Source organism: Enterococcus sp. 12C11_DIV0727 (genome assembly GCF_002148425.2).
GTDB classification, from domain to species: Bacteria; Bacillota; Bacilli; order Lactobacillales; family Enterococcaceae; genus Enterococcus_L; species Enterococcus_L lemimoniae.
This window is the reverse complement of the sequence record NZ_CP147248.1, coordinates 2,151,873-2,177,932: the sequence shown is the minus strand read 5'-3', so window position 1 is coordinate 2,177,932 and position 26,060 is coordinate 2,151,873. Positions and strand designations below refer to the sequence as shown.

General features: G+C 35.8%; 21 protein-coding genes and 1 pseudogene. 12 read left to right on the top strand and 10 right to left on the bottom strand.

The window, feature by feature from the left end; all coding sequences use genetic code 11:
- Window positions 1-990 precede the first annotated feature (990 nt).
- A complete protein-coding gene (locus A5866_RS10365) occupies window positions 991-2,349 on the top strand; it encodes a MucBP domain-containing protein (RefSeq protein WP_086445466.1) in 1,359 nt (452 codons plus the stop codon).
- Between the two features lie 1,237 nt (window positions 2,350-3,586).
- Here the strand turns inward: A5866_RS10365 and A5866_RS10360 are convergent.
- Window positions 3,587-4,360, bottom strand: a complete 774-nt coding sequence (locus tag A5866_RS10360) for a DeoR/GlpR family DNA-binding transcription regulator (RefSeq protein ID WP_086445467.1) — start codon at window positions 4,358-4,360, stop codon at window positions 3,587-3,589.
- 183 nt (window positions 4,361-4,543) lie between these two features.
- Between A5866_RS10360 and A5866_RS10355 the strand changes: the two genes are divergently transcribed.
- The 9 genes from A5866_RS10355 to nagA all read left to right on the top strand — a co-directional run bounded on the left by A5866_RS10355 (window position 4,544) and on the right by nagA (window position 14,466).
- Window positions 4,544-6,898 carry a helix-turn-helix domain-containing protein gene (locus A5866_RS10355; protein WP_086277886.1) on the top strand — a complete coding sequence of 785 codons (2,355 nt, stop codon included), beginning with the start codon at window positions 4,544-4,546 and terminating at the stop codon, window positions 6,896-6,898.
- 27 nt (window positions 6,899-6,925) lie between these two features.
- Window positions 6,926-7,189 carry a hypothetical protein gene (locus A5866_RS10350; RefSeq protein ID WP_086277888.1) on the top strand — a complete coding sequence of 88 codons (264 nt, stop codon included), beginning with the start codon at window positions 6,926-6,928 and terminating at the stop codon, window positions 7,187-7,189.
- A gap of 189 nt (window positions 7,190-7,378) precedes the next feature.
- On the top strand, window positions 7,379-8,581 hold the full coding sequence (locus A5866_RS10345) for an MFS transporter (RefSeq protein WP_086445468.1): 1,203 nt from the start codon (window positions 7,379-7,381) through the stop codon (window positions 8,579-8,581).
- Entirely contained in the window at window positions 8,581-9,240 is a 660-nt protein-coding gene (sdaAB, locus tag A5866_RS10340) for an L-serine ammonia-lyase, iron-sulfur-dependent subunit beta (RefSeq protein ID WP_086277891.1), read from the top strand. Before A5866_RS10345 ends, sdaAB begins: the two co-directional genes overlap by 1 nt.
- A gap of 19 nt (window positions 9,241-9,259) precedes the next feature.
- On the top strand, window positions 9,260-10,135 hold the full coding sequence (sdaAA, locus tag A5866_RS10335) for an L-serine ammonia-lyase, iron-sulfur-dependent, subunit alpha (RefSeq protein ID WP_086277893.1): 876 nt from the start codon (window positions 9,260-9,262) through the stop codon (window positions 10,133-10,135).
- A 47-nt stretch (window positions 10,136-10,182) separates the two neighbouring features.
- Entirely contained in the window at window positions 10,183-11,613 is a 1,431-nt protein-coding gene (locus A5866_RS10330) for an amidohydrolase (protein WP_086277895.1), read from the top strand.
- Between the two features lie 141 nt (window positions 11,614-11,754).
- On the top strand, window positions 11,755-12,243 hold the full coding sequence (locus A5866_RS10325; RefSeq protein ID WP_254907234.1) for a hypothetical protein: 489 nt from the start codon (window positions 11,755-11,757) through the stop codon (window positions 12,241-12,243).
- Between the two features lie 316 nt (window positions 12,244-12,559).
- On the top strand, window positions 12,560-13,330 hold the full coding sequence (locus A5866_RS10320; RefSeq protein ID WP_086445469.1) for a DeoR/GlpR family DNA-binding transcription regulator: 771 nt from the start codon (window positions 12,560-12,562) through the stop codon (window positions 13,328-13,330).
- Window positions 13,327-14,466 (top strand): N-acetylglucosamine-6-phosphate deacetylase, encoded by a 1,140-nt coding sequence (gene nagA / locus A5866_RS10315; protein WP_086445470.1) that lies wholly within the window; start codon window positions 13,327-13,329, stop codon window positions 14,464-14,466. Before A5866_RS10320 ends, nagA begins: the two co-directional genes overlap by 4 nt.
- Before the next feature lie 353 nt (window positions 14,467-14,819).
- On the opposite strand, the gene A5866_RS10310 is transcribed toward nagA, so the two are convergent.
- On the bottom strand, window positions 14,820-15,623 hold the full coding sequence (locus A5866_RS10310; protein ID WP_086277899.1) for a MerR family transcriptional regulator: 804 nt from the start codon (window positions 15,621-15,623) through the stop codon (window positions 14,820-14,822).
- Window positions 15,624-15,754: 131 nt separating this feature from the next.
- On the opposite strand from A5866_RS10310, the gene A5866_RS10305 reads away from it, so the two are divergent.
- Window positions 15,755-16,273, top strand: a complete 519-nt coding sequence (locus A5866_RS10305; protein ID WP_086277901.1) for a ClbS/DfsB family four-helix bundle protein — start codon at window positions 15,755-15,757, stop codon at window positions 16,271-16,273.
- Between the two features lie 46 nt (window positions 16,274-16,319).
- Here A5866_RS10305 and A5866_RS10300 read toward each other — a convergent pair.
- From A5866_RS10300 to A5866_RS10265, 8 genes and pseudogenes are all read right to left on the bottom strand, one after another.
- Window positions 16,320-16,439 (bottom strand): annotated as a pseudogene (locus A5866_RS10300) (DUF3788 domain-containing protein); the annotation flags it as partial.
- Between the two features lie 56 nt (window positions 16,440-16,495).
- Window positions 16,496-18,172 (bottom strand): recombinase family protein, encoded by a 1,677-nt coding sequence (locus A5866_RS10295; RefSeq protein WP_086445471.1) that lies wholly within the window; start codon window positions 18,170-18,172, stop codon window positions 16,496-16,498.
- 235 nt (window positions 18,173-18,407) lie between these two features.
- Window positions 18,408-19,244: a replication-relaxation family protein gene (locus A5866_RS10290; RefSeq protein ID WP_086445472.1), complete on the bottom strand. Its 837-nt coding sequence runs from the start codon at window positions 19,242-19,244 to the stop codon at window positions 18,408-18,410.
- Between the two features lie 151 nt (window positions 19,245-19,395).
- A complete protein-coding gene (locus A5866_RS10285) occupies window positions 19,396-21,633 on the bottom strand; it encodes a type IV secretory system conjugative DNA transfer family protein (RefSeq protein WP_086445473.1) in 2,238 nt (745 codons plus the stop codon).
- 4 nt (window positions 21,634-21,637) lie between these two features.
- A complete protein-coding gene (locus A5866_RS10280) occupies window positions 21,638-21,847 on the bottom strand; it encodes a hypothetical protein (RefSeq protein ID WP_086445474.1) in 210 nt (69 codons plus the stop codon).
- A 179-nt stretch (window positions 21,848-22,026) separates the two neighbouring features.
- A complete protein-coding gene (locus A5866_RS10275; RefSeq protein WP_086445475.1) occupies window positions 22,027-22,284 on the bottom strand; it encodes a hypothetical protein in 258 nt (85 codons plus the stop codon).
- A 55-nt stretch (window positions 22,285-22,339) separates the two neighbouring features.
- Complete coding sequence (locus A5866_RS10270; protein ID WP_086445476.1) at window positions 22,340-22,627, bottom strand: hypothetical protein; 288 nt, start codon at window positions 22,625-22,627, stop codon at window positions 22,340-22,342.
- 2 nt (window positions 22,628-22,629) lie between these two features.
- On the bottom strand, window positions 22,630-22,917 hold the full coding sequence (locus tag A5866_RS10265; protein ID WP_086445477.1) for a hypothetical protein: 288 nt from the start codon (window positions 22,915-22,917) through the stop codon (window positions 22,630-22,632).
- A gap of 384 nt (window positions 22,918-23,301) precedes the next feature.
- On the opposite strand from A5866_RS10265, the gene A5866_RS10260 reads away from it, so the two are divergent.
- Window positions 23,302-25,677, top strand: a complete 2,376-nt coding sequence (locus A5866_RS10260; RefSeq protein WP_339099667.1) for an NB-ARC domain-containing protein — start codon at window positions 23,302-23,304, stop codon at window positions 25,675-25,677.
- The last annotated feature ends 383 nt before the right edge of the window (window positions 25,678-26,060 follow it).

Here is a 26,060-nt window from a genome sequence, read left to right as displayed (position 1 = left end):
CAGTTCTTTTTTACATTTTTAGATAATAGAATCAGTTTTAGCTATATAGTGTTCAAAAAGTCATAACGAAATCTATGTTCAGCTAAACGTTCGTATTAAAGATATAATACTGTAAAGCGGAAGCCAATAACGCCCATTCAAAATATGACTGGAGCAAATCGAGTAACTATACCAGAATACTTAATCTTGATGAGATAGCAGAACTGAGTAAAAACTGATTTAAATTCTAAAGAACGTATAATACTTGAAAGCTCTAAGAAAATACTATTAGTTTCTTTAAATCCTAATCTAAGTCAAAAAGAGTGAGATGATCAGTCTTTAGGTGATTGGGTAACTAGTAAAGATAAGAAAGATAATATACAATATATTATTAAAGTAAATTCTTATAACAAGAAATTAGTTATAATGAAGGTGGCTAACCCGTCTTTAATGGTAAATAATCGAATTAGATTTGATAAAATGAAAGTAATTTATTTGTTCCCAAAAGCGAAGTTTCAGAGCTAACGTATCTGTTAAAGGAAGCTCAAGATTGGAATAATCAAAATCCTATAAAATATCTATAGCCAGTTAATAAAAATATTTAGACCTGTAAACAATTTCTGTAAAGCTATATTCCTGAAGCGATAAAATTTTAATAGAGGAACCACAATAAGGTATAGGTAATGGATCATTTTGTGAAACTTGCTGTTGTAAGGTTTTTAGTGTTCAACAGAGTTACTCAAAATAAAGAGTCATGATAAATAATTTCTTTGTCCTATTTTGTTCATTCAGGTATCTATGCTAAAAGTATTTGTTACTTATAAGTTTTTTTCGTTACAAAAATACTGAAAATATAGATTCTTTATACAAAAATGTCGATATCCTTTCAGAACCAGAATTTGAGAGAGCTTTCATTGTTCAAATCAAACTGCTTGTCATTATGGATGTTTCTTGCTATTATTAGTGAAATTATACGCAAGCGAAACTATATGCATTATTTGGAGGGAAATTATGAGAAGAAAAATATTGTTATTTATGTTATCAGTTATCTTAATATTTAGTTTGGGGTTTACTAATGTTTCTGCTGATTCATCTGATATTGTTAACATTCCAGATGTTAATCTTAGAGATACTGTGAAGAAAAGTTTAGGATTAACTTCAGATTCTGATTTAACCAAAGAAAACTTGTTAAAATTAACTGAAATTAGTTCAAACAATAATAATATATCTTCGGTGGAGGGGCTTCAATATGCTTTAAATCTGAGGAGTATAAATCTTGCTCATAATTCTATTGTTGATTTAGATCCTTTAAAGCCTATTTTTATGAATTGGCAGGAATATGATACTTCATCTTATTTTGTTGTTAATTTAGCTAATAATGAAATTTCAAGTTTAGAAGTTTTTCAAGATATTTCTTCTCTACCTACTTATTCTGTTTTTCATTTTGAATCTAATCAGATTCGCGATTTTTCTCCTATGTCACATTTTCCAGATAATACTTTTTATGCTTCATATCCTAATGATCAAACAATAATTCTTCCTACAATTCATTTGATGTCTAGTTCATATTCTTTTAATATTCCATATTTAAATACGGGCTTTCCAGAATCTAATCAACAAATTGAAATTTCTTATGGTGGAACAGTAAATAATGGTACTGCTCAATGGAACAATTTAACAAAAGATGGTGAATTGAGCGTTAGTCATTCTAATTATAGAGATGGTCCTTTCGGATATAAAGTGACATATATACAACCTTATGTTATGGAAAAGGCTAAGGTTGTAGCCAAATATGTAGATAATAAAGGGAATGTCATTTCTGGCGATGTTGTATTAACTGATAATGTTGGTGAAAAATATACAACCGAACAAAAGAAAATTGTAGGTTATACATTCAAAGAAGTACAAGGTAATGCTAGTGGTATATTTACTGATCAAGAACAAACAGTAACATATGTATACACGAAGAATTCAGTAGCTGGAGGAACCGTTACAACCAGATATGTCGACGAAAGTGGGAATCCTATCTCTGAAAATACAGTCTTTACTGGAAATATTGGGGAAAGTTATACAACAGAACAAAAAATAATTGCGGATTACACCTTTAAAGAAGTGCAAGGCAATCCGACAGGTACATTTACTGAAGAAGAACAAACCATCAATTATGTTTATAAGGAAAATAAGAAAGAAACAAACAATACCACAGGCCCTTCGTATAATGATCAATTACCAAAGAAAAATGAAACAAGTAACCAAAAAATGTTACCGAAAACCGGTGAGAAAGAGAACCGTGTCCTAATTATAGTAGGCATATTATTATCAAGTTCATTGCTTCTAGTTTTTTTCTATAGGAAAGAAACAATCAGGTAAGTGGATATAGGTACAGAATAAATCAACGTCAGCAAAATAGATAGAGAAGACAGTAATCAATACCTATTTTTTAGATAGGCACAATGATAGTAGAGAGCAATCAAATGATGATTGCTCTCTTTTTATATGGGTAGGTAACTATTAAAAAATTACTCAAGAACATTAAAAGTGGATCTCTGTTTAGTTGTCTTTCTATCAAAAATCTATTAGAAAAAATTATATTCTCATTTGTATAAAATATGAGTGGATTTAAATTTCCAATTAAAAAGATATAAAACCTTAGAAGTATCGATTGAATATAATCAGGCAACAATAATCAGGATATTAGAGTATCAAAAGTTACAACCATAATTTGAACAAAAATTGAGCTGACGTAAAAAAGTGTGTTAGTTTTTTTAAAATGAGCCTATACCAAAAACGGTTGTTTCTAGATGAGGTGTAAAGTGACTATTTGTGTGCCAAATCAGTGAGTAGTTAAAAGTGATCTTACTTGGATGTAGCGAGACCACTTTTTCTAATATATGTGTATGTTACTGATGAGTATTTGACAAAAATACGTTGAATCGGCAGTAGTTAATTGGAAAATTCTTGAAAATAGTCATTTTTGATTGATTACTATGATATTAAGTCCAATTTTTAGATTTTGAGTAAAAAGATACTGATCTTTTGATATAGTATAACGTAAGTAAAAAATTTGTGGGGTGCCACTATGTGAATTGTTATTGGAACTTGTATATCAGCTATTGTATTACTATTGGGTATTTAGCCTTCATCTCATTGGAAAAAATTATTAATCCTTTTATTAGAAGCATGTTGAAAGTAGTTGTTATAATAGTTTTCTTTGTATTTAACTCAGGGGAATAGTTTATAAATTTCAAGCACGATATACGAAAAGGCTAGTTACTGCTACCGCTAAAATCATACTCCCAAAAATTTTTTTCATTTTTTTCCTCTTTTTTTAAATTATTTTTAGTAATCAGATTAAAAATCACTAAAAATAATAATGACTAAATAATTGACCTTGCTTAACGTGCTTGTTTCATGTACTAAACAGTTACTTATATAATTTACAACAATATCTTTCGAGTTATTTGGCACAAGATAAGAATGCATTTCAATAAATAGCTATTCTTCTCAATATGATATGAGTCTGTGCTATTTATCAATTGATATATAAGAAGAAAAATGCAGATGGTATAGCAGCTACTGCATAATATCAATTTTGGCTATAATTTTTTTAACCAGTTAACACTTCAATCGGGATTCCTTGAGCTTGATATTGACTTAAAATAGCCGATGAAATTGTTGCGTCTGTATAAAGTTTATCGAATAAAAATGTTCGATCAATCATAAACTGGCTGACTGTTTCTAGATTGGCGGCTGAGGTGTAAACAATTTTTGGACCTTTCGTATGTTGAAGCATGGTGCGATAAATAAAAGATTCACTCAAATTTTTTGTTGTCACTTCATGAGAGTTGAACCCAGAGGCCTCAATAATACATAGATCAGCTTGGACTTTATGAAAGGAATGGGTCGCAAAATCACCTACAAGTGCGTGAGACTCACGTTCCAACTCTCCACCACAAATGGAAATGAGGGCTTTTTTCTGCGGATGCTCAATAGTAAGGGCAGCAGCATCATTTGTTAAAATACTAATATCAAGAAAGGCTAATGCTTGGATGATCTCTGTAGAAAAAAGTCCTGCTCCAACAAAAATCTGAGCTTGTATCGGTAAAGAAACGGTGAGCGCATCTACGAAAGCAGTGACTGGAAAGGGGACTTGTTCTTGTGAAATCCTCTGTACGGACAGGGGCGTTTGAATTAATTTTACGCCGCCGTAAAAGCGTTCGATCATTTTTTTCTTTTCTAAAAAGAGCAGATCACGTCGAATGGTTACAGCCGAAACGTTAAAAAGTGTGGCCAATTCCTTCACTGTTAACTGTTGTTCTTGTAGCAACTGTTCAATTATATTCTCTCTGCGTCTAAAGACATCGCCTTGACTTGTTTTCATTTTTTCCTCCAATCATATTAACCGATTATTTTTAAATTACCCATAGTATGACAATTTTCCGTCCGAAAGACAACTTGTTTTAACATTGATTTGATGATATATTTTGTTAAACAAACACAGTAGGAATTAGTCTAGCTGGATAGGCTAGCCCGTTCTGTTTTTACAGTAAGGAAGGTCACATTTATGGGAGAATCGAAACAATTTCCCTTTCACTTAGCATTGATGAAAGTCAGCTACGCACCACCCCAAATAAGCGATTATTTAACGTTGTTCTTAATGCTTAATGGCAGTATGGTGGTCACAGTAGGGGAAAAAGAATATCAGTTGAATCAAGATGATCTATTTGTCATCAATCCGCGCCAGCAGTTTCAAGTTAAAAGCACGGATAAGAATTTGTTGTTATCGTTGCGGATTGCTAAAAAACCAATTACACCGCAATTTAAAGAAAACTGGTTGCCGTTTATTGAGTGTTCGACAATAGGTTCAGAAGCAGAGAGTTCTGAAAAATTTCAACAATTACGTGCAGCACTGGCACATTTAATGGCGGCATATTTTAAACAAAATGAAGAAACTGAGCTGGAGATCTATCAGCATTTCTTTACAGTCTTGTCACTATTAGTTAAAAATTTTAAAAAAGAGCGATTTCAAACTCCACAAATTACAGAAGACTTAGCAGATGATCGGATGAATCAATTATTGGAGCAGATTCAAAAGAATTATGACCAGCCGATTTCTCTAGAGTCATTAGCAGAAACGAGTGGGATCTCTTACTATCATTTATCCCGTTCGTTTAAAAAACAAGTTGGGGTCAATTTTACTGAATATCTAAATCAAATTCGGTTGATGCATGCTGCTGAAGCATTAGTTTTAACAGCACAATCGGTAATCAAAGTAGCGTTGAATAGTGGTTTTTCTAATGCTAAGACATTTCATCAAGTCTTTAAAAAGCAATACGGATTGACACCTGCAAATTATCGAAAAAAATATGCTCTTGCAAATGATCAAAACGAGCGAGGGGGAGAAGCGGCAGATTATCAAGAAATAACTGGAGCTGCGGCTTTACAAGAATTAGCAAGATATTTGGTAGAGCAGGATATTGAAGATGAAAATGCTGCGATTGAGCAACGTTTGCAGTTAGCTTTACCTAAAGAGGTGCAGCCAAATTATCACAGCAATAAAAAAATTATCAAGATCGGCCCTGCAGGTGAAGGTTTAGCCAATGGTGTGCAACGGGAATTGTGTATTTTGCAAAAAGATTTAGCGTTTGATTTAGTTCAATTTGAAGGTTTTTGCGAAGAAACCAATTTTGAAAATGATGTTTTATTAGTATCAGAGTATATTTTAAATAATCAATGGGTTGATTTTTTAGTGAAAATTCAGTTAAAACCAATGATTCAATTGTATTTACCTGAAAACTATACTGAAAAAGCAGATGTACAGTTATGGTGTGATAAGCAATTGAAAATTATTCGTCATTTTCTAAATCGCTATGGTAAAGATGAAGTAGAACAATGGTATATTCAATGGTCCTTGCCGAAAGTCAATAGTGTTTGGAGCGAGGGAAGTCGCTGGGGATATCATTATTTTTACCGTAAGTTGAAGCAGTTGGTACAAGGTTGTAAAATGGGCTTGATGTCCTTACGATCGCTAGATGAAAAAGAGTATCAACAGTATCAAGCCTTTATTCAGGAGCAAGAATCACAACGCTGTTTGCCGGATTTCATTAGTTTTCATGCAGACCCCTATGCATCAACTTCAATCAAAGATCAACATGCGTTACGTTTTAAGGAGTATCAGCAAGCAATCTTGAATAGAGTGAAATCAGTTATTACTGCAAGTCAACCTGGACAAGAAACGGTTCATTCAGAGTGGGAGCCAGAATTATTTTTAACTGACTGGAATACGTTGGTTGGGGAAGGCAATACTTTTTCGGGTACTTTTTTTCGTTCAGCATTGATTTTAGAATCAATTATTGAATTGTCTAAAGAAGTGACAGGAATTGCTTTTTGGCTAAATATCAAAGTCAAAGAACGGCAAACTTACACAAGAGAAGATAGCAGTCTGTCTGTTTTTCTATATGAAGAGCTACGGCGTCCATTATTTTTTTCACTACGATTTTTGAATCATTTAAAAGGTGAGCTGGTTGCTAGTGGTGACGGTTATCTGTTGACCCGTAATCAAGGACAGTATCAATTATTGCTGTACAACTCTAGTTACCTAGATCCATTGTATTCAGTGGATACTTTTCAAGTTCAGTATCAGACCAAAAAAGTAAAGATTCACCTGAGAGATCTGCCAGTAGGAAACTATTTGATTCGAGAATATGTGCTAGATAAAGATCATGGTGGAATCTACAATGATTGGATCAGAGTTGGTGGACAAGCGGAGTTGGATCATGAGTTGCAGAAATATCTCGAACAGAAAATCGTGCCAAAATTTGAGTTAAAAAAAGAATTGATTGATTCATTTGGGTATGAGTTAGAAACGACATTGACGTTGAATGCTTGTCAGTTGTATTTGTTTCAACCGTTGTATTAAATAGGCCAAACAAGGGAGGAGAGCATTTTGAAGATAGTAGACCAAATATCAGATTTTTTGGATGATCGACGAAGAAAAAAGCATCAGAAAATTCGGCAAAAAAATGAACGATTGCGTGCGAATGGTCAAGTAACGACCAAAAAAGGCTGGGGGAAAATGGTAAATACTGGAACTGGCGGTATTAATCAAGATCCGAGCACAAGAGTTTATGATGTTGCTCAACAACAAAAGAACCTCTCTGAAGAGCATGAAATCAAAGAGCGGCGTTCTGGAGAGGTTAAAAGAAAGTAAGTCACTTGAAGATGAGCAGAAGAAAGAGCAAAAAAGACCTAGTCTTTTTTGCTCTTTCTTCTCTCTTTTTTCTAAAATTAAAAATATTGATACTGTATCAAGCAAGTAAAGTAATTTCTGTTTGTGAATTGTTTCGTATAATGAATTTATGGAAAACGTTTTCTTATATTTGAACATTGGAGGAATAAAATGGAAACACAAGTTGAAAAAACAGTAACGAACAAAAGTAGTGCTGGGTTGATCTTTGCACTAATGGCTGGGTACTCGATGATTTACATGGATAAGAGTATGATTTCTACAGCTGTTTTACCAATGGCTAAAGAGTTTAATTTGGATGCCGGACAAACGGGTATGATCATGTCATTCTTCTTCCTAGGCTATTCACTAATGCAAATACCTGGTGGTTGGTTAGCAGATAAAATTGGTGCCAAAAAAGTATTAATGTTGTCACTTGCAATTATTTCAATTTTTTCATTCGCATTTGGGGCCGTTAGTAGTTTGATGTTATTCATGGTCATTCGCTTTTTTGCGGGTCTTGGGCACGGTGGTTATCCACCTAGTTGTTCAAAATCGATTGCGGATAATTTTCCACAAGAACGCAGAACGTTTATTCAATCATTGATTCTTTCAACATCTGGGATTGGTGGAATTTTAGCCTTTACCTTAGGAACGAACTTGATCAATGCCAATTGGCGTTATGGGTATTTAGCATTGGGGACAATGTTTGCAGTAGCGTTGGTACTTGTCGCAATTTTTGTACCGAATAAAGCTGTTAGTACCAATGCTGGAAAAGGCAATAAGCCGGCAATCAAATTTAGTCAAGTTATCACAAATCGCAATGTCTTAGTATTGTTTGTTGCGATGTTGTTGTTGAACTTCCTACTGTATGGAAATATGTCTTGGTTGCCAAGTTTCTTAGCACAAAAATTTACACTAGATATTAAAACGATTGGTTACTTACTTGCAGTGAATGCCATCTTCCAAACAGCAGCAACGATGTTTGCAGGGGCGTTATTATCTAAGCTATTTTTAGGAAAAGAACGCATGTTTATTCTTAGTGCTACAGTCTTAGCAGCGATTCTAGTGGCAGCGTTTGTCGCTTCAAATAATTTAGTGTTATCAATGATTTGTTTGATTGCAGTAAGTATGGTTTCAGTTAGTGCCTTTACAGCGATCTTCACATGGCCACACAAAATCATGGATCCATCGATCATTGGTTCTTCTATCGGTATCATCAACACTGGTGGAACCTTAGGCGGATTCTTAGCACCGATGATTTTAGGACAACTGATTAAAGCTGCAGGTGGTTCATTTACGTTAGCATTCGGCTTTATGGCAGTAGCCAGTCTACTATGCGGACTTTGTGTATTAGGAGTGAAAAAAGAAGCGTAATGTCAGACAAAAAATTTAAATACAAAAGTGCCTTTGATATTATCGGTCCAATCATGGTCGGTCCCTCCAGCTCTCACACAGCTGGAGCGGTCAGGATCGGAAATATGGCAAGAGAGCTATACAAACACACGCCTAAAAAATTGATCGTAACATTTTTTGGCTCATTTGCTGAAACGTATAAAGGACATGGTACGGCTGTTGCGATCGTTGCAGGTGTTTTAGGCTTTGAAACCCATGATGAGCGTATCCCAGATGCAATCGGAATTGCGGAAAAACAAGGGGTTGTGATTGAATTTTTAGTTAGCACCAAGGAAACAGAGCATGCGAATACGGTCAATTTAGAGCTGAGTGATGAACAAGAACAATTAAATTTGACGGCTATTTCAATTGGTGGGGGCAGTATCCAATTAACTGAAATCAATCATTATTCCACTTTACTGAATCAAGATCAAGGGAATGGCTTAGTCTTTACCATCAATCAAAAGTCAGCCCTTCCATGTGTGGAGGATGCATTGGAAAGTCCTGCTTTTGTAGAAGTTCAGCAATTAAATAAAGAAACAGTTTTCTTTGTTGAAACACTTAGTGATATCAGTCAAAAGCTAGTAGCAAAAATTAGAGAAATACCGGGAATAACAGCAGTAATGCCTACGACCGGCTAAAATAGAGGACGTGAATTTTTTGTTTGAATCAATTAAAGAGCTCGTACAAAGAGCACAAGACAATCAGTGCACCATATCTGAGATCATGATCGCTCAGGAAATAGAAACATCTGGCCGAACTAGAACTGAGATTATGAATCAGATGAGGTTGAACTTAGAAACAATGGAAGCCGCTAGTGCTAAGGGGATTCAAGGGGTTCGTTCACATTCCGGTTTAACAGGTTACGATGCAAAAAAACTACAAGCATATATAGAGAAGAAAAATGTGTTGACCGATGATATTTTTGTTAAAGCGTTATGTTATGCGGTGGCGACTAATGAAGTGAATGCAGCAATGGGGATGATTTGTGCCACGCCCACAGCAGGTTCAGCAGGAGTTGTTCCTGGTGTTTTACTAGCCTTTAGTGAGAAATTTGGCTCGACACGTGAAGAGATGCTGCACTTTTTATTTACAGCGGCAGCTTTTGGTTTTGTGACAGCGAATAATGCGATGATTTCAGGAGCAGAGGGTGGTTGTCAAGCTGAGATCGGTTCGGCCTCAGGAATGGCAGCTGCGGCTTTAGTCGAAATGGCTGGCGGCACTCCTGAACAAGCCAGTCAAGCTTTTGCAATTGCGTTGAACAATCTGATTGGTTTGGCTTGTGATCCTGTTGCAGGTTTAGTCGAAATCCCCTGTATCAAACGAAATGCTGGTGGCACTTCTAATGCAATCAGTGCAGCAGAAATGGCATTAGCAGGGATCGTAAGTGAGATACCTGCAGATGAAGTAGTTGAAACAATGTATCGTGTTGGTCGCAGTATGCCAGCAGATATTCGAGAAACTGGTATTGGCGGACTAGCAGGAACTAAAACAGGGAAACGTATCGCGAAAGAATTATTTGGAATCGATCGCTAATTAAAATAATAAAAATCAAGGAAAATAAAGAAAGGAAGAACATAAGAATGGATGCAAAACAACAAATTTCACAATTAATCGATGCAAAGAAAGACCAATTTATCACAGCGGCAGATCAGATTTGGGGCACACCGGAGACGAGATTTGCGACAACTGAATCTGTAAAACCCTTTTTAGAAATTTTAGAAAAAGAAGGTTTTTCAATTGAGAAAGGCGTTGCCAATATGGAACATTCTTTTGTTGCAACGTATGGCAGTGGCAATCCTGTTATTGGGATTCTAGCAGAATATGACGCGCTAGGAAATCTAAGTCAAGTCGCTGACCTAGGCGAGCAAAAAGCAGAAAATGACGGGGGCAATGGACATGGCTGTGGTCATAATTTACTAGGGACAGGTGCTTTAGCGGGGGCTGTCGGTGTCAAAGATTTGATGGAACAAGAAAAATTAACGGGCACAATTAAATTATTTGGTTGTCCAGCTGAAGAAAGTGGCTACGGTAAAGCTTTCATGGCTCGAGATGGCGTATTTGATTGTTTGGACGTTGCACTTTCATGGCATCCAATGGATACAAGTATGGCTTGGGGCTTGAGTAGTTTAGCTGTTTATCAAATCTATTATAACTTTAAAGGGATATCTGCTCATGCCGCCGCCGCTCCTGAACAAGGCCGCAGCGCATTAGATGCAGCAGAATTGATGAATATTGGCGTACAATTTTTACGTGAACATATCATTGATGAAGGTCGTGTTCACTACGCATTTATGGATGCTGGCGGTGAGTCTGCCAATGTGGTTCAGCCAACTTCAAGCTTATACTACTTTATCCGCGCACCAAAAATAGAGCAAGCAGAAGAAATCTACAAACGTGTGAATAAAATTGCCGAAGGTGCAGCTTTAATGACAGAAACAGAGCTTGAAATCGTATTTGATTCAGCTTGTGCCAACTATTTACCAAATCAAGCAGTAACAACTGCTATGTATGAAAACTTAACAGAATTTGGAAACATGAACTTAACATCAGAAGATCAAGAATATAGCCAAAGATATTACGATAGCTTAAATGATGCAACTAAAGCAGGTTTAGTAGCCAGAGCAAGACAAAGTAATCCAACAGCTAGCGAAGAAGAGATCAAGCGCCTTGGAACGATGCCAGTCTTAGATCAAATCGCACCATTGTTCTTTACAGATGCGACTTCTGGTTCTACAGATGTGGGTGATGTTAGCTGGGTTTGTCCAACAGCTCAAGTGTTGATTGGATGTGAGCCTCAAGGAACGCCACCTCATTCATGGCAATGGGTTGCGAATGGCAAATCATCAGTAGCCCATAAAGGATTGTTGGCAGCTGGTAAAACGATTGCCACAACTGCGTATGACCTGTTGACTAATCCTGAGCTAGTTGCAAAAGCAAAAGCAGAACACTTTGCCACAGTTGGTGGTAAAAAGTATCAATCAGCGATTCCGGCTGATGTAATGCCTAAATAAAAATACTTGATTAGAGAGGTTAGAGGAGAAATTCATCAATGGATGTATTTTTTCTTTAATCTTTTTGTCGTTCCATAGCCATTTTTTATTGCGAAATATAGTATGCTGTGTTTATAAATTGTCACAGACAGGAGCAACCACATGACGAAAATGGAACGTCCAGATGAACGTAAAGCGCTGGAAATTCTTAGAGAAGTAGACCCTGAAAAATACCAAGCAGCAATTCTTCTAGGTAAACCAGATATTCAAAATCCTAAGCAAAACATTGGTGTAGAAGTCACCCAATCATTAAAAGAAAGTGTTTTGAAAGCATTAAAACTTGATGGAACCAATGTACATAACGATGGACAAATCCTTGAAAGTATTAAAGAAAGATATGGGAATGATGTCCTTAGAATCAGTTTGCCATTACCAGATAGTACTAAAAAAGCAATCGCTATTTCAATCGCAAATTGGCACTCATTGTTCAACTTGATCGAAGCTTACGATAATAAAGTGGAAAAATTGCAAAGTGGTAACTATAAGCTATATCAAGAAAATAACTTATTTATTTTTGTATTTGGGGAAGATGAAAAAAGTATCGAGCAACTCGCAAAACATATCTATCGAAATCAGACGGGTAGACAATAAGATTTTGTGTATGTTTATAGTCAACCCAATTTTTATAGGATCGATCGCCAAATGAATATAGAGATGAAAAGACTGTCTGTTTAGAGGTCTTTTTTTATTTAAACTTACAATAACTTAAAAAATAACACGAAAAACTTATTAATATGCAAAAATGATTTTATTTGCTATACTCAAAATAAAGTTATCTAGCTTTGTGAGCTGTTCTCTTGGGAAAAAGATGAAAATATAATGAGGCAAAAAGCACCTCAATTAGAATTTCCTATTTTTCTGTCAGAGTTGAACGAGCCCGCTACGCTTTTAAATTAGGAGGTAGCTTATGAATCAAAAAGAACGTATCGCTAAAATTTTAGAGTTACTGCAAGAAAAAGAAAAGTTAGATGCAGCTGAATTAGCCGATTATTTCCAAATTTCTAAAGATAGCATTCGCCGAGATATCTTATTGATTGTCAACGATGGGTTAGCAGAAAGATATCGTGGCGGTATTACATTGCCAATTATCAAAACGAAAATCGAAGATTATTCTAAGCGTTTAGTAATCAATAGCCAAGAAAAACAACTAATTGCTCGTGAAGCAGCTCAGCAAGTTTTGACGGATCAAACGATTTGGTTAGATGTTTCAACAACTGTGCAATTTATTGCAAAAGAGCTCACCAAAGAAAATGTGTTGATTGTTACAAATTCGATTGACAATGCGATATCGGCAACGCAAGTAAATGCCCAACAAGAAGTTTATTTGCTTGGGGGATATTTTAATGCTAACTCTCATTTACTGCATGGGACATCGCTCATTACGCAATTAGCTAATTTCTACTTTGACATTGCGTTTATTGGCGCATCCGGCATCAATGAAACGGGACTATTTTATTCAGAATTAGAAGATATCGAATTAAAAAAAACAATCATCAAAAATGCTAAACGGACATGCGTTTTGCTCGACAGTTCTAAAGTTAGAAATACATCCAATTTTAAATTAGATTTCTCAGATATCGATTTGATCATTACAAACAAATCACTACCAGAAACGATCACCGCACAGTTAAGTGAAGCTGATGTCCAAATTATGCTTGTAAAAGGTGGAAAAAAATGAAAACATTAATCCAAAATGTAACGATAAGCAAGGAAACAGGCTTAGAAGTGGTTGATATTCTAATTGAAAATGAAACAATTACAGAGATAGAACACTCTGACAAACAAGCCTTTTCTAAAGAAGTCACGGACCAACAGCTGGATGGACAAAGTCAGCTACTGATTCCAGGAATGATCGATGTCCATATTCATGGTGCGAATAATTTTGATATGATGGATGGTACGACAAAAAGTATTCAAGAAGTATCAAAAAAATGCTTAGAAACGGGCTGTACAGGCTTTTTAGTTACTTCAGTTACGTCTTCTTTAGAAGCTTTGTTGACCATGATCGACCGTACTAAAGAAGTGATTGGACATGAAGTGGGCGCAAAAATTTTGGGAATTCACTTAGAAGGACCCTATCTAAATGTTAAAAGAAAAGGAATGCAGGATCCAAACTATTTAAGAAACCCTGATTTAAACGAAATGGCGACTATTTTTGAACGGGCTGGCAACTTGATCAAAATGGTTACAATAGCACCAGAATTACCTGGTTGTTTGGAACTGATTACTTATTTAAAAAAGAAAAATGTTGTAATCGCAATTGCTCATTCTGATGCAACCTATGAAGAGGCTCAAACAGCTTTTCAACATGGCACAACACATATCACCCATTGCTTTAATGCAATGCCACCAATCCATCACCGGGCACCAGGTTTGGTTACGGCAGCTCTTGAAAATGATGCGGTTAGTGTTCAGGCAATCATTGACGGAATTCATCTACATCCAGGAATCGTCCGACTGTTGCATAAAATAAAAGGTGCGGACGGTATGGTGTTGATCACGGATGCGTTACAGGCGATGGGCGTGGGAGATGGTCTGTATGAATTTGGAGGTCATCAGGTCACTGTTGAAAAGGGCGTTGCACGTTTAAAGGATGGCACGTTAGCATCCAGCACAGTCACAATGAATGAAGCACTTAAACTAAGTGTAGAGATGGGGATCCCGTTAGATGATGCAATCAAAATGGGTGCAACGACTGCGGCGACTATTTTAAATGAGCAAAAGCTTGGGAAGATTGCTGTAGGCTATGATGCTGATTTAATTCTTTTGGATGAAGACTTTAGAGTAGTAAGGACCGTCTTGAAAGGAGGTTGAGACAGAAGTGTTTAATTCCGAGAAATAAGAAGGAATTCACGAAAATTGCCAAGAATCACAGTAAGTTTACGAATTGATGATGATTGGTACCTACTTGGTGTTTTTCAAATTTTTGTGACCAGGTAGGTACTGTGCAACATCAACTCGTTCCTCATTCTGTTTTACAGCAATCTCAGCTTATTTCCGAAGGAGTTGCTTTTGCATCTACGGTTCTCGTTTCACTATGATCCTCGAAGCATGGAGGACCGTTTACTCCCACCGTTTATTCAGACACATTATTTTTATAACAAAGAAGCGCATGAGAAAGCTTAAGCTCATGCGCTTCTAGTCAGTCGATAGGTCACTGATTTAATTTATTTTTCTAGTCTATTTATCGGGTAACAAACTTCGGTTATATAAAGTTCTTCCTGTTCTTCAGTCGCTGGGCTAGAATGATAAATAGTAAAGATAGTTCCAGTAAGTTCATACTCATTTACTTTCAGCCAATTCTCCATATCCGCATGAACCGTTGGCATAGTAGCATAAGAACCATTGGTCACGACAGAAGCAATCAAACCAGGTGAGAAGATTTTAGTCTTTGGGTAGACGTGTTTAAGCATTTCGGGAATGCTGATCATGACTTCGATTTCTATATTACCAGAAGCACTGTTATGAAAGACTGCAATCGATTGACCCAGTTTAGATAGGTCTTCTGTCCGTATTGTAGAAAAGAGTTGTTGCCAAAGCTGTTCCTCTTCGTAATAAGAGGTAACTTTTTGACGATAAGTAAGTACGCGTAAATCATTCATTTTTTTTGTTTCTACGGGATAATTCATCCCCACTTTTTCAGAGGATTTCTTTTTTTCTTCTAGCCAATCTAAATAAGTAAGTTGCAGCTTTTTTTCCGCTAATTCAGTTTCAAGTTTTTTTCGATGATTGGCTAAGTAGTCTGTTTGATCGTCCTCATTCTCTAGAAGTGTTTTGATTTCTTTTAGTGGAATACCAACATTTTTTAGTGAAAGAATTCGATTAGCCTGATTGATTTGTCCAGCTGTATAATAGCGATAATTATTTTCTTGGTGGATGATCTCGGGTTTTAACAAGTCCAGTTTGTCGTAATGTCTGAGCATACGTGGACTAATAGTTGTTAGTTGAGAGAACTCGCTGATTTTAAACATATTTTTGCTCCTTAGAAGAGTGAGTCAGTTTTTATTAGTATACTATTTTTTATTTGCGTCTGCATGCTTGACTTTAACATTATGGTAAGGTTTAAAATAGAACCAGAGGATGACATGAAAGGAGTGCAATTATGCGTACATACGAAAATAAACAGGAATTGATCGCTGAAATCAAAAAAAGATATGAGAAATATGATGCGGAGTTTGAACAAGTCTCTGAAACGTTAAAAAATAAACGAATTGAAGAGGTAGATAAAACACCTTCTGAAAATTTATCTTATCAGCTTGGTTGGGTGAATTTGATTTTGCAATGGGAAAAAGAGGAACAGGCTGGAAAAATAGTAGAGACGCCCGCACCAGGTTATAAATGGAATAATCTTGGTGGGCTGTATCAGTCTTTCTATGAAAAATATGGTCAGTACAGTATTGCTGAACAAAGAGTCATGCTGAGTGAGTCTGTCAATGAGCTTTGCATATGGTTGGAGTCACTTTCTGATGAGGAGTTATTTGAGCCAGGTCAACGAAATTGGGCGACAACAAAAGCTATGTGGCCAGTTTATAAATGGGTTCATATCAATACGGTGGCACCATTTACCAACTTTCGGACAAAGATTCGCAAATGGAAAAAAGTGGTTTTAACAGCATCATAAAAAAACGAGTTTAGGATAAAAGTTGGTTCTCTATTTGCTAAGCACGTTAATCCCGAATAAACGGTGGCAGCAGAAACAGCCCCTTCGGAAATAAGCCAGCATTCACAAAAATTTGAAAAGCAATTTTCGTGAATGCTGGCTTATTTCTCGGGCCTGAACACTTCTGTTAACAACGATAAAGACAAAATACTAGCGGAAGCGGAAAACTCCCGCTAGTATTTATTACTCTTGAATTGAATCAACAATTTTCCGATAAGTGTTATCAAACTTAAATACAACTTCGATATTCTTATCTTCTTTGACGTGAATTACTTCTACAAGGTCAAGTAAAATTGCTCGATTCAATTCAGTTACATTTTTATGTTCTCGAAAAACTTCTAAATAAGGGGTGATTTCATCACGCTTATTTGTTTGTTCGTCAAGTTCATATTTAATATTTTCAATAACTTGTTTTAAGTGTGAAATTTTCTCATCGAAAGATAGCTTCATGCGTCTGTATTCATCTTTTGTCAAAACCTCGGTTTTCCAATCAATGTAAAGATTATCCGCAACACTTTCAATTTTAGATAGCTCTCTTTGCTTGCTTTGTAAAGACTTCTCTAGACGTTTAAGGTCGGAACGGACAATCTTCTCACGCTGATTCTTGTTGAGGATTTCCTCAAGATTGCTAACAGTCTGTATCTGGTTTTGAATGGCGCCTAAGACTGCCTCTTTTATATCAGCCTGCTTAATTCGGTGAGCAGAACAAGCCTTTTTTGACTTGGATGAATAAGTAGAACAAACATAATAAGTTGCCTTCTTCTTTACGTTCTGTTTTGTCGTGTAGCGAGTTATTGACCTGGTCATTGTTAAGCCACAATCTGCACATTTTAGAAATCCAGAAAAGAGGTCAACCTCCCATTTATTCTTCTTAACTCGATGTCTCTTTTGACGAATAAATTGAGCTTTCTTAAACAAATCTTCTGAAATAATAGGTTCATGGGTGTTTTTGACAGTAATCCATTCTTCTTTTGGCACTTTTTCACTTTTTTTAAGGATAGGGCTAGTTACTCTAGTTTTGCCTTGCACCATATGACCGATATAAACCTCATTGTCTAACGTCCGCCTAATAGTTGACGAAAACCACAGCCCATCATTATTTGGATACACACCTGTAAAATTAAAACCTCTCTTTCGTTTATAGGAAGCGGGGCTTAGAATCCCTAAGGAATTAAGTTTTTCAGCAATCGCTACTTGGCTCAAACCATCATAGACATACCAATTAAAGATATTACGAACTGTTTCAGCTGCTTCTTCATCAATGTAAAGTTTATACTTCGTTTCCTCCGTATTGCCTTTGACATAACCATATGGAACAAATCCACTAACAAATTCGCCCTTATTCATCATCATCTTGAATGTCTTACTCACTTCTTCTGAAATCATGATTGGATAGTTACCATTAAACATTCCGTAAAATTCAACGTCCATTGCATAAGCTTGTCGAGGATTTAAGAATGTATCAATATAAGGTGTGTCAATCGTGATAAACCTAGTTTGGTATTGCGGAAAAATCTCCCTTAAATATTTTGATTGGTCGCTTGAATTACGAAAAGCACGAGAAAGGCTTTTACAAATAACGGTATTAACTTTTTTAGTCTCTACATCCGAAATCATACGCAGAAATTCAGCACGATGAGTGGTCGTTACACCACTAATGCCATCATCAATATAGGTATCAATGATTTCATAATTTGCGTTAAATTCATTGTCTAGATATTCAAGAATAATTTTCCGCTGATTAGAAATACTTTGACTTTCGTCTTTGCCATCTTCTTGAGAAAGTCGCAAGTATATTGCGACTTTCCACACTTTTTTAGTTGTCAATGTTCTATTCTGCGATTCTCTAATTTGTGTCATTTATTGACCCTCCTTAGACTCGCCCATACATCCATTTTACCATATTTAAGCCTATTTTTCAGCACTATTCATACCTTTGAAGTGCTTTTCTAGCAATGTTTCTAGACTTTCTCCACCTTCTGTAAACTTGATAAAAACAGTGATTTCACCAACTTTAATTTTAGTGGTTTTTTCTGGTAAATCAGAAGAAACGGGTGCTTTTTTTGGCTGAGCATTCTTTTCTTGGTTTTCGTTTTTAATCCTCCTCCTTGTGGTTGTTATACGTCAATGTTTCCAGTTCGTCCATTGTTATTACTCTAAAAATTCGTTCAGCATTTGGAATAGCTTCATTGATATGCCTTGTTAGCTGGTCTCGCCGTTTTTCACTTGGCGTTATCCAAACCACCCACGGCAAAACGCCGTTTATTCGCTGTTCAATACCTGAATTGTAATAAATAAGGTATTGTTTACATTTACGAATCACACGTTTCGGACATTGTGTCGCCTGATCTAATTCATAAAAAACGAAATCTTCCGTTTCATCATCTACGGCGAATCTGGCGAATAGGTCGGGTTTTAGGTAGGTTGGAGTAGTGCCATTTTTCATATAGGTGCGCCAACAGCTCGGCTCAAAAGTTACTTGTAAATCATGAATCTTATTCAAGCGGTTCATTTCATGTAGTCGGGTATAAGTTTCTGTAATTGCTAAGGTGTGTTCTAAAAAAAGAATATTAGGTTCATATAATCTTTTTCTAGTGGCATTTAGTGTCATATCGTCTAGTCTAAGAAATTGATAACCTGCCGATGTAATGCCGTAGACCATTGAGCTAGCCCCTCCACCTTTACCACCTAAGCGCTGGTCAAGATTGTCAATCAAACCAAAACCTTTTAATCGTTTCAGTTTTCTATTACAAGTTCTAAGGTTGGTTGATTGTTTCTCATTTTCAGTAAAATATATCCGTTGAATTTGATTTGCCGAAGCAAATTTTACTTGGTGAATTGTTCGCACAATTTCAATTTCGCGCGAGTCTAGTATCGCCGACAGGCGCCGAAGTTCGTTCTTAGTTATGCGTTTATTTTGTTTGTCAGTCATGATGGTTGCCCCCTCGGGAGAGTTTCTATTTATACATTAAATTAGAAAAAATTATAAATAGAAAGTCCTCGCCCTTATTTTTATTTAGCTACGTTTTACCGCCTTAAAGAAACCGTCGCTCGTTGAGGCGGTGAGACAGGCGGTAAGACAGTTATTTGTCTGCTTTTTTCTTCGTTTTTTTGCCTATAATTAGGTCAATATCTAAGTTTTCTAGTTCGTCATTTGCTGTGTCGTTTTGGGTCATTAAGTCAATATATTCTTTTTCAATTTCATCAATATCCCGTCCATATTCTAAGGCACTTTTTGCGAAAACGTCCGCATGGTTGTTTCTAATTGCTGGACGTGGAGGCAACGTTTTTCCAGAAAGGAACGTGGTTGTGCTTGCGTTGCTGTGGTGCTTGTAGTAAATTGTCCTTGAGGGTGTCAATAGAATGTCATTCTCATGCAATTCGGGCGCAAGGTCGGCTAAAACTTTGGCGTCCGTTTTGCTTGTTCCGAAAATTATTTTGCTTCGGCAGTTGCTTAAAATTATTTCCCTCATTTCTTTTGATGGTAGTTGGTCAAGGCTCTGATTTACGAGACAAAATCCACATTTTAGCCCTCGTCCCATGCTCAATATGTCCGAAAAATTTTCGGCACTTTGCTTAACAAATTTTTGAAATTCATCGACGAAAATTAGCACAGGTATTTTATCTTCTTCCTTTATTTCGCTCCGACGTTGCGCAATTGACCAAACTGTATTTATTAAGAGACTAGCGCAAAGCTCGCTAACTGTTTTGCCTGTTAAACCTTCACTTAAGGGAACCAATAACGTTTTTCCTTCCTCGAAAATATGCTTTTCAATATCAAATTTTGGGTTGGCTTGTCCTAATGCTCCTCTGGTTGTTTGGCGCATTAAAAGTAAATTTAAACGTCTTAGAGGCGCCGCTGTTTGTGCTTTTTGTTCTTTCTCTGGTAAGGCTTCAAAATTCGTCCAATAGCTTTTCAAATAGACATCTGTTATTTGCGAACATACGCGTTTCCTAAACGAAGAGTTAGATAGCAGGATAGGAAGGTGAAGCAAGGTCATTTGCTCCTTTTTATACTGTGCTAGAGTAAGCAACCCCATTGTTAGCAATTCTTCCGTGTACACTCCGAAGTCACCACCTTTGAACAATCCTCTTAAACTGCTCAAAACGACTTCCGCCGCCAGTTCTGGACTTTTCCCGTCAATCTGGTTTAAAACGTTAATTCCTAATGGTCGATTAGAGGTTATATCCCAAATAATAGTGTCTTTGAGTTTTTCCTCTGGTATTTTTTCAGCTAATGAGGAAATTAGTGAAAATTTTGGATCAATTACAATGCAACCAACTTTGGCTTCTTTTGAATTTTTCAGACTGTTATCAATCGTAGAAAGCACGAGATTCTCAAGCACGGTGCTTTTTCCACTTCCTGGTGGTCCAATAATATATAAACCTCTTAAATTATCTTCAACTGGCAGATGTAACGAACGGCGAAAAGCTGGGTCTTCGTTCATCGTTTCGGCGAACGCTCGCATATTTTTTACTGGGTCTTTCATACCAATCGGAGGCAATAAAATCTTAGGGTGAATCGGTGCAATTCCGCTTAAATCTTCTTGTCCGATAGGTGCTAACATTAAATTTGCCAGTTCCAAAACGGAAAGTCTCGGATATTTCCACGGTAATTTAGCATTGTCTATATTTGCTGGTTCTTCTGGCTGGAGAGAAAGCTTATTTCCACCAGTTTCAAGCATTTTAAAGACAGATAGCACACTGAGAATATAGCTTTTAGCTTTGGCTTCATCTTGTGAGTGAGCGCCAACTCTAACCAGCGTTCTAAGACGGTGTAATTTTACTTTGTTTTTTATGGCGGTTCTAGTATCGCCAGAAGCAGTTGGCGGAGTGCCATTACTAATTATTTGCCACCAGCTAGCGCTTGGGTCTGGGACGTTTTTTGGTAGTTGTTCTGGTGGAAGACTAGAAGCAATAACTAACTGAATCACTATTTCATCTTTTGAGCTAGCTTGCGCCATTGTTGCCAGCATTACACGGGCTAATTCCTCCGCATGGTCGGTTCTGAGAGAAAGTATCGGTTTGGATATAGAAAGCTTTCTAGCAACCTTTACAAGCTTTCTGGTGGCAGTGCTAGGCTTTAGTTTTGCACCAAAATTCACTCCATGCGTTTTAAAGATTCGTTGACTTTTGGCGAACTCATCTCTTTCTGTGGCTAAAAAATAGGATATTTTCCCACTAGTGGCTCGTATTTCAAAAATAATTGGTTTTCTTGGTTCTGATGTCGCCAAGTGGTGGACGAGGTTTTGAATATTCTCAAATTCAATCGGTCGAGTCCATGACAGCTTGCGCCATGACAGATGGTCTATTTTCTTCATGAAATCACCGCCAGTCTTTGATTTTTTTCACTTGATAACCAACTACTAACAACACAATGAATAGTGCGAGAAATAGCAAGGGCAACCAGATTTCGGCTAACATCTTGATAGCGATATTTAAAGCAAGACATGCAATAAAAATACTTGTCGCCCAACCAACTAATTTGCTTTTCAAGGAAATCACTTCCTTTTTTTCTTTGTCTTCTTTTGTCATTCATAGTCAAATCCTTTCTTGTTAAATATGACTTTGGCAATTAAACCTTACTATTTCAGGAAAGTAAATCTTCTCCACAAGTGCTTAGGGTAGCGGCTGGACAACTTGAAACAGATTGAACTGTATGATTAGTGGCGTATGCATTTGACTATTGTTTTATTAACAACGGGAAGATATTATCATGGTGGTTCGTCAGGCTCTTTTGTCTCGGTTCCAAACATCTTTTTAGCTCGTTTGGCTTGTCTGTCTTCCCATTGCTTCTTCTGCGATTTTTCCTTTAATTCTTTTCTTAGTTCTTTGTTCTTTACGTCTGGTTCGCCAAGTCCTGTAATTTTTCCGAATGGCTTTCCCCAGTATCTATAGAATTCAGCAAGTAGTTTTAGGTCGGCTTCATTTCTGATTTCTTCGTATAAGTCGTTAAAGTTGTAGGATTTCATGGTTTTCACTTCCTTTTTTAGAATAGGGCTGGCGGATTAACCAGCCCTCAAACATTTACAAATCATTGACATTTTTTCTTTCTCGATTTGTTGGTGGTTCAAAATCTTGACGGTGGGCTTGGTATTCTTCTTTAGCAACATTCATGGATTCTCTCATTAAATGGTGGTAAGCCTGAAAAGCTTCTCGGTTGAGGTCGTCAAGCTCTTTTTGTAAGGCTTCACGCTCGGCTTTTACTTTTTGCTTCAACTGAAACAGTCCAAAAGATGAGAGTAGTGACAACGCTCCTAAATAAACTAAATACAACATGAAACAAATGAATAAAAAACCTATTAAATTTCCCATTTTTACCACCTTGCTAGCTTGTTGCTAGCCCCCATGACATAAGAATCAACAATGTGGGCATATCTGCCAGCAGCTTGAGGCGTAACTTGATTTAGATGTGCTTCTAAAGCCGAAAGCGTGCCGGCGTGTTCTAATGCAGTATGAGCCAGATAAGCTCGTCCTTCCTCGTGAACTTTAGCTAATACCACTTTCTTTACTTCGTCTGCTCCTTGCTTCTGTAATGCCCATTTAGTAGCTCTTGGCAGATTGTCGATTTTGTCTTGATTGAACATACTTAATTCGTTATCCATTTTTGTTTTCCTCCTAATATTGTTTTTGTCTGTTTAATCTACTCAGAAGCTAACCACCGACGTCGTTTATATATGGTTAGTTTCTAAGAGTGATTACTTAATTAAAGTTTCTTGCTTGTGTAATAGAAGTAGATTAAAAATCCTATTACTAATACGAAATATGGGCTGAAAGCTAGTAAAGCTATTAGCATGATCTTTTCCTCCTTTTTCTTTTATAGATAAGCGCTTTTCATTGTGATATTATCAAAAGTAAATGTGAAGATATTTATACAACAAGATTTTTGCTAGCAGATTCTTGTTGATAACTGAATTGTAGCTCAAAAATGGTTGAATGAATTGACGATTGATTGACGATGATTGACGATTTAAAAGGAGGCTGAAAAAATGTTTAGTTTTAGTTTGTTTTGTAAGACTTTTTCTTTGCACGAGAAAGGGGGAAAAGGAGAAATAGCGAAACAATTATCATATATTCTTGCGCCAAAATATAAAGGAGCAGATGAAACTTTTATTCGAATGTTCAATGGAGAGCATAAATGTAGAGATTTATATAAAGGGATAAATGATATTTTAAGTGCTCAAGATACAGTAATTGAATTTCCGAATTACATACATAAAGTTTCACAAAAATTATCAGATAAACGAAATAGTTTTAATTTTGAGACAAATAAAATCGATGAGCTTAATAGTATAATTGAATCAAGTATTAATCTTACTAGTTCAGTTCAAGAGGGGCTTTTAAAATCTTACAAAATCAATCGAAAGAAGAAAGTATTTGTTTTCCTTGCTGAGGCTCTTTACTATTCCGTATGCGCACAACACGGGAGACTGCCTGAGTATAAAGAAGTAAAAGGACGATTTTCTGAGAAGTATCAAGAGCTACTTACACAATCGCCTTATGCATTAACAAACACTTACAAAGAACGTACCGAAAAAGATGAAATATGGGAAGCATTAATTGACGATAGCCAAAAAATTATTTTAAAAGGACTTTCAGGGATTGGGAAGAGTGAGTTCGCTAAAGATATCTGGAAAACTACCAGAGAGTCTGAAATATGTAATTATCTTGCGTGGATTAATTACGAGGGTGATTTAGAATCATCTATATATAATCAATTTCTAGACTTAGTTGATGAACCGCTTGAAACAAAAAGAAATAAGCTAAATAAAATGCTAAGAGAAATGGATAATGATTTATTCATCATTATTGATAATTTTTATTCAACTGAGGAAAAAGATAAGTTTCTGATAGAACTTAGCGGAAGAAATTGCCATGTTTTAGTGACTACAAAAGAATTGCTAAATTATTCAGGATTTGAAAATTATGAATTGGGAAGCTTATCAGAAGAAAATTGTGTTTCCTTATTTAAAAACTACTATACTCTGGAAGACGATGAGTCAAAGATGAACTCAATTATGAATTCCATAGGTCGTCACACATTATTGCTTGAACTTATGGCAAAGAATGCGTATGTAGAGGAGTTTACTTTGGATGAACTTATAGAATTGATTTCTGAAAATGGTATAGATTACAGTGATGTAAAAGTTGATTCTACTCATGAATTTTTGTTGACAGAAGAAACAATTATTAGACAAACACAGCTTCTTTTCTCTTCAATGCAAAAAAGATTAAGTGAAGAAGAAATAGATTTACTAATAAAATTTGCAATCTTCAAAACACTCCCTTTTAATAAAAAGTTAATCGAAAAGTGGTTTGAATTGAGCGATACAAATTATTTGAGCCGTCTAGAAAAACTTGGATGGATATCATGCGAATATCGTGAATCAAATAAGTATTATTCAATTCATCAAATTCCAGCCTATTGTTTGTTGAGTCAATATAATTTATCTTCCTTTTTTGAGATTTTCATAGATAGAATGTTTAGTGTAGCAGATATAGGAGATTCTAAACTAAAGGATTTGGCTTATTATATGACGTATGTACAAGAATTTCTCGAAACCTTTAATAATTTGAATTATCCTATAGAGTCAATTAGCATTCCTTACTATGAAATTCAAAAAAACATGATTATGCTTAATATATTGGTTGCACAAGACATAGTAAGGTCAACTGAAAAAATCGTTAATGCTAAGAAGTATGTAAATTTCGTAGAGAGTAACTTATCGAAAATGCTTATTGATAAAAAAAAGGACGGATCTATCCCAGAAGATGAATGTATCTTTTTATTTCATACTTTATGTTTTTTAGGTAATAATTATATGGATATTGGAAAATCCAAAACTGCAAAAAGGCTTTATGAGTTGGCACGAAGTTTGCTGGTGGAAGAAAATAAATCTGAGTATCTAATATATTTAGTGAATCTGTTTAATTTATATCAAAATGATGCAAATTATGAATCTATTTTAAAACATATTAACACTATGCTTACTTTCATGTTAGAAAATTTCAATGAATCTACAATAAGAAGAGAAATTATTGTTACGTTGGTCTCTATAGCGGATTATCAAATTGAGGTAGGACTAGATTCATTTGCCGAAATGTCATTAGAGCTAGCTTCTACAAAGCTTCAATTTAGTAGAAATGAATTAGATAAAAATACTTACATCCTTTTTAATGCTATAATTACTGAACAACAAGGCTGTTTATGTGTCATAAGGAAAGATTATGAAGAGGCAAAAAATTTTTTCTCCTCGGCTTATGAAGAAATTAAATATCTATTGGGCGATTCACACCCTAAAACTGTTAAATTGGCGAAAGCTCTTATATCATTGGATTCTACTTCAGGTTTTTCAGAAGAATAAATTTTATAAGAATCTGAAAATTAATGCTTTTCATCAAATATGTTATCAATAAATGAAATGTATCCCTACTAGTCATTTAACGAAAAGTAAATTTGCACATATACAGGGCTTCAGTTTAACAAAGCTTATGCTATATTTAAATGAGAGAATTAACAATACAGTGAAGCAAAAGAGTTTATTAGATATGCTTGTACCATAGCCAAAGAACAGTCTGGAGAAGACTAACCTATTTCTGCTGAAACCATGATAGAATACCTCGTATTTCGAGAAACTATAAATAACGATGTAAACCCTGGCGGATTGACATTATGGATATAATATGTTATATTAAATAACGTAAATATTTATTTCGTAACTTACAATTTAATAAGTTAATCCCGTCG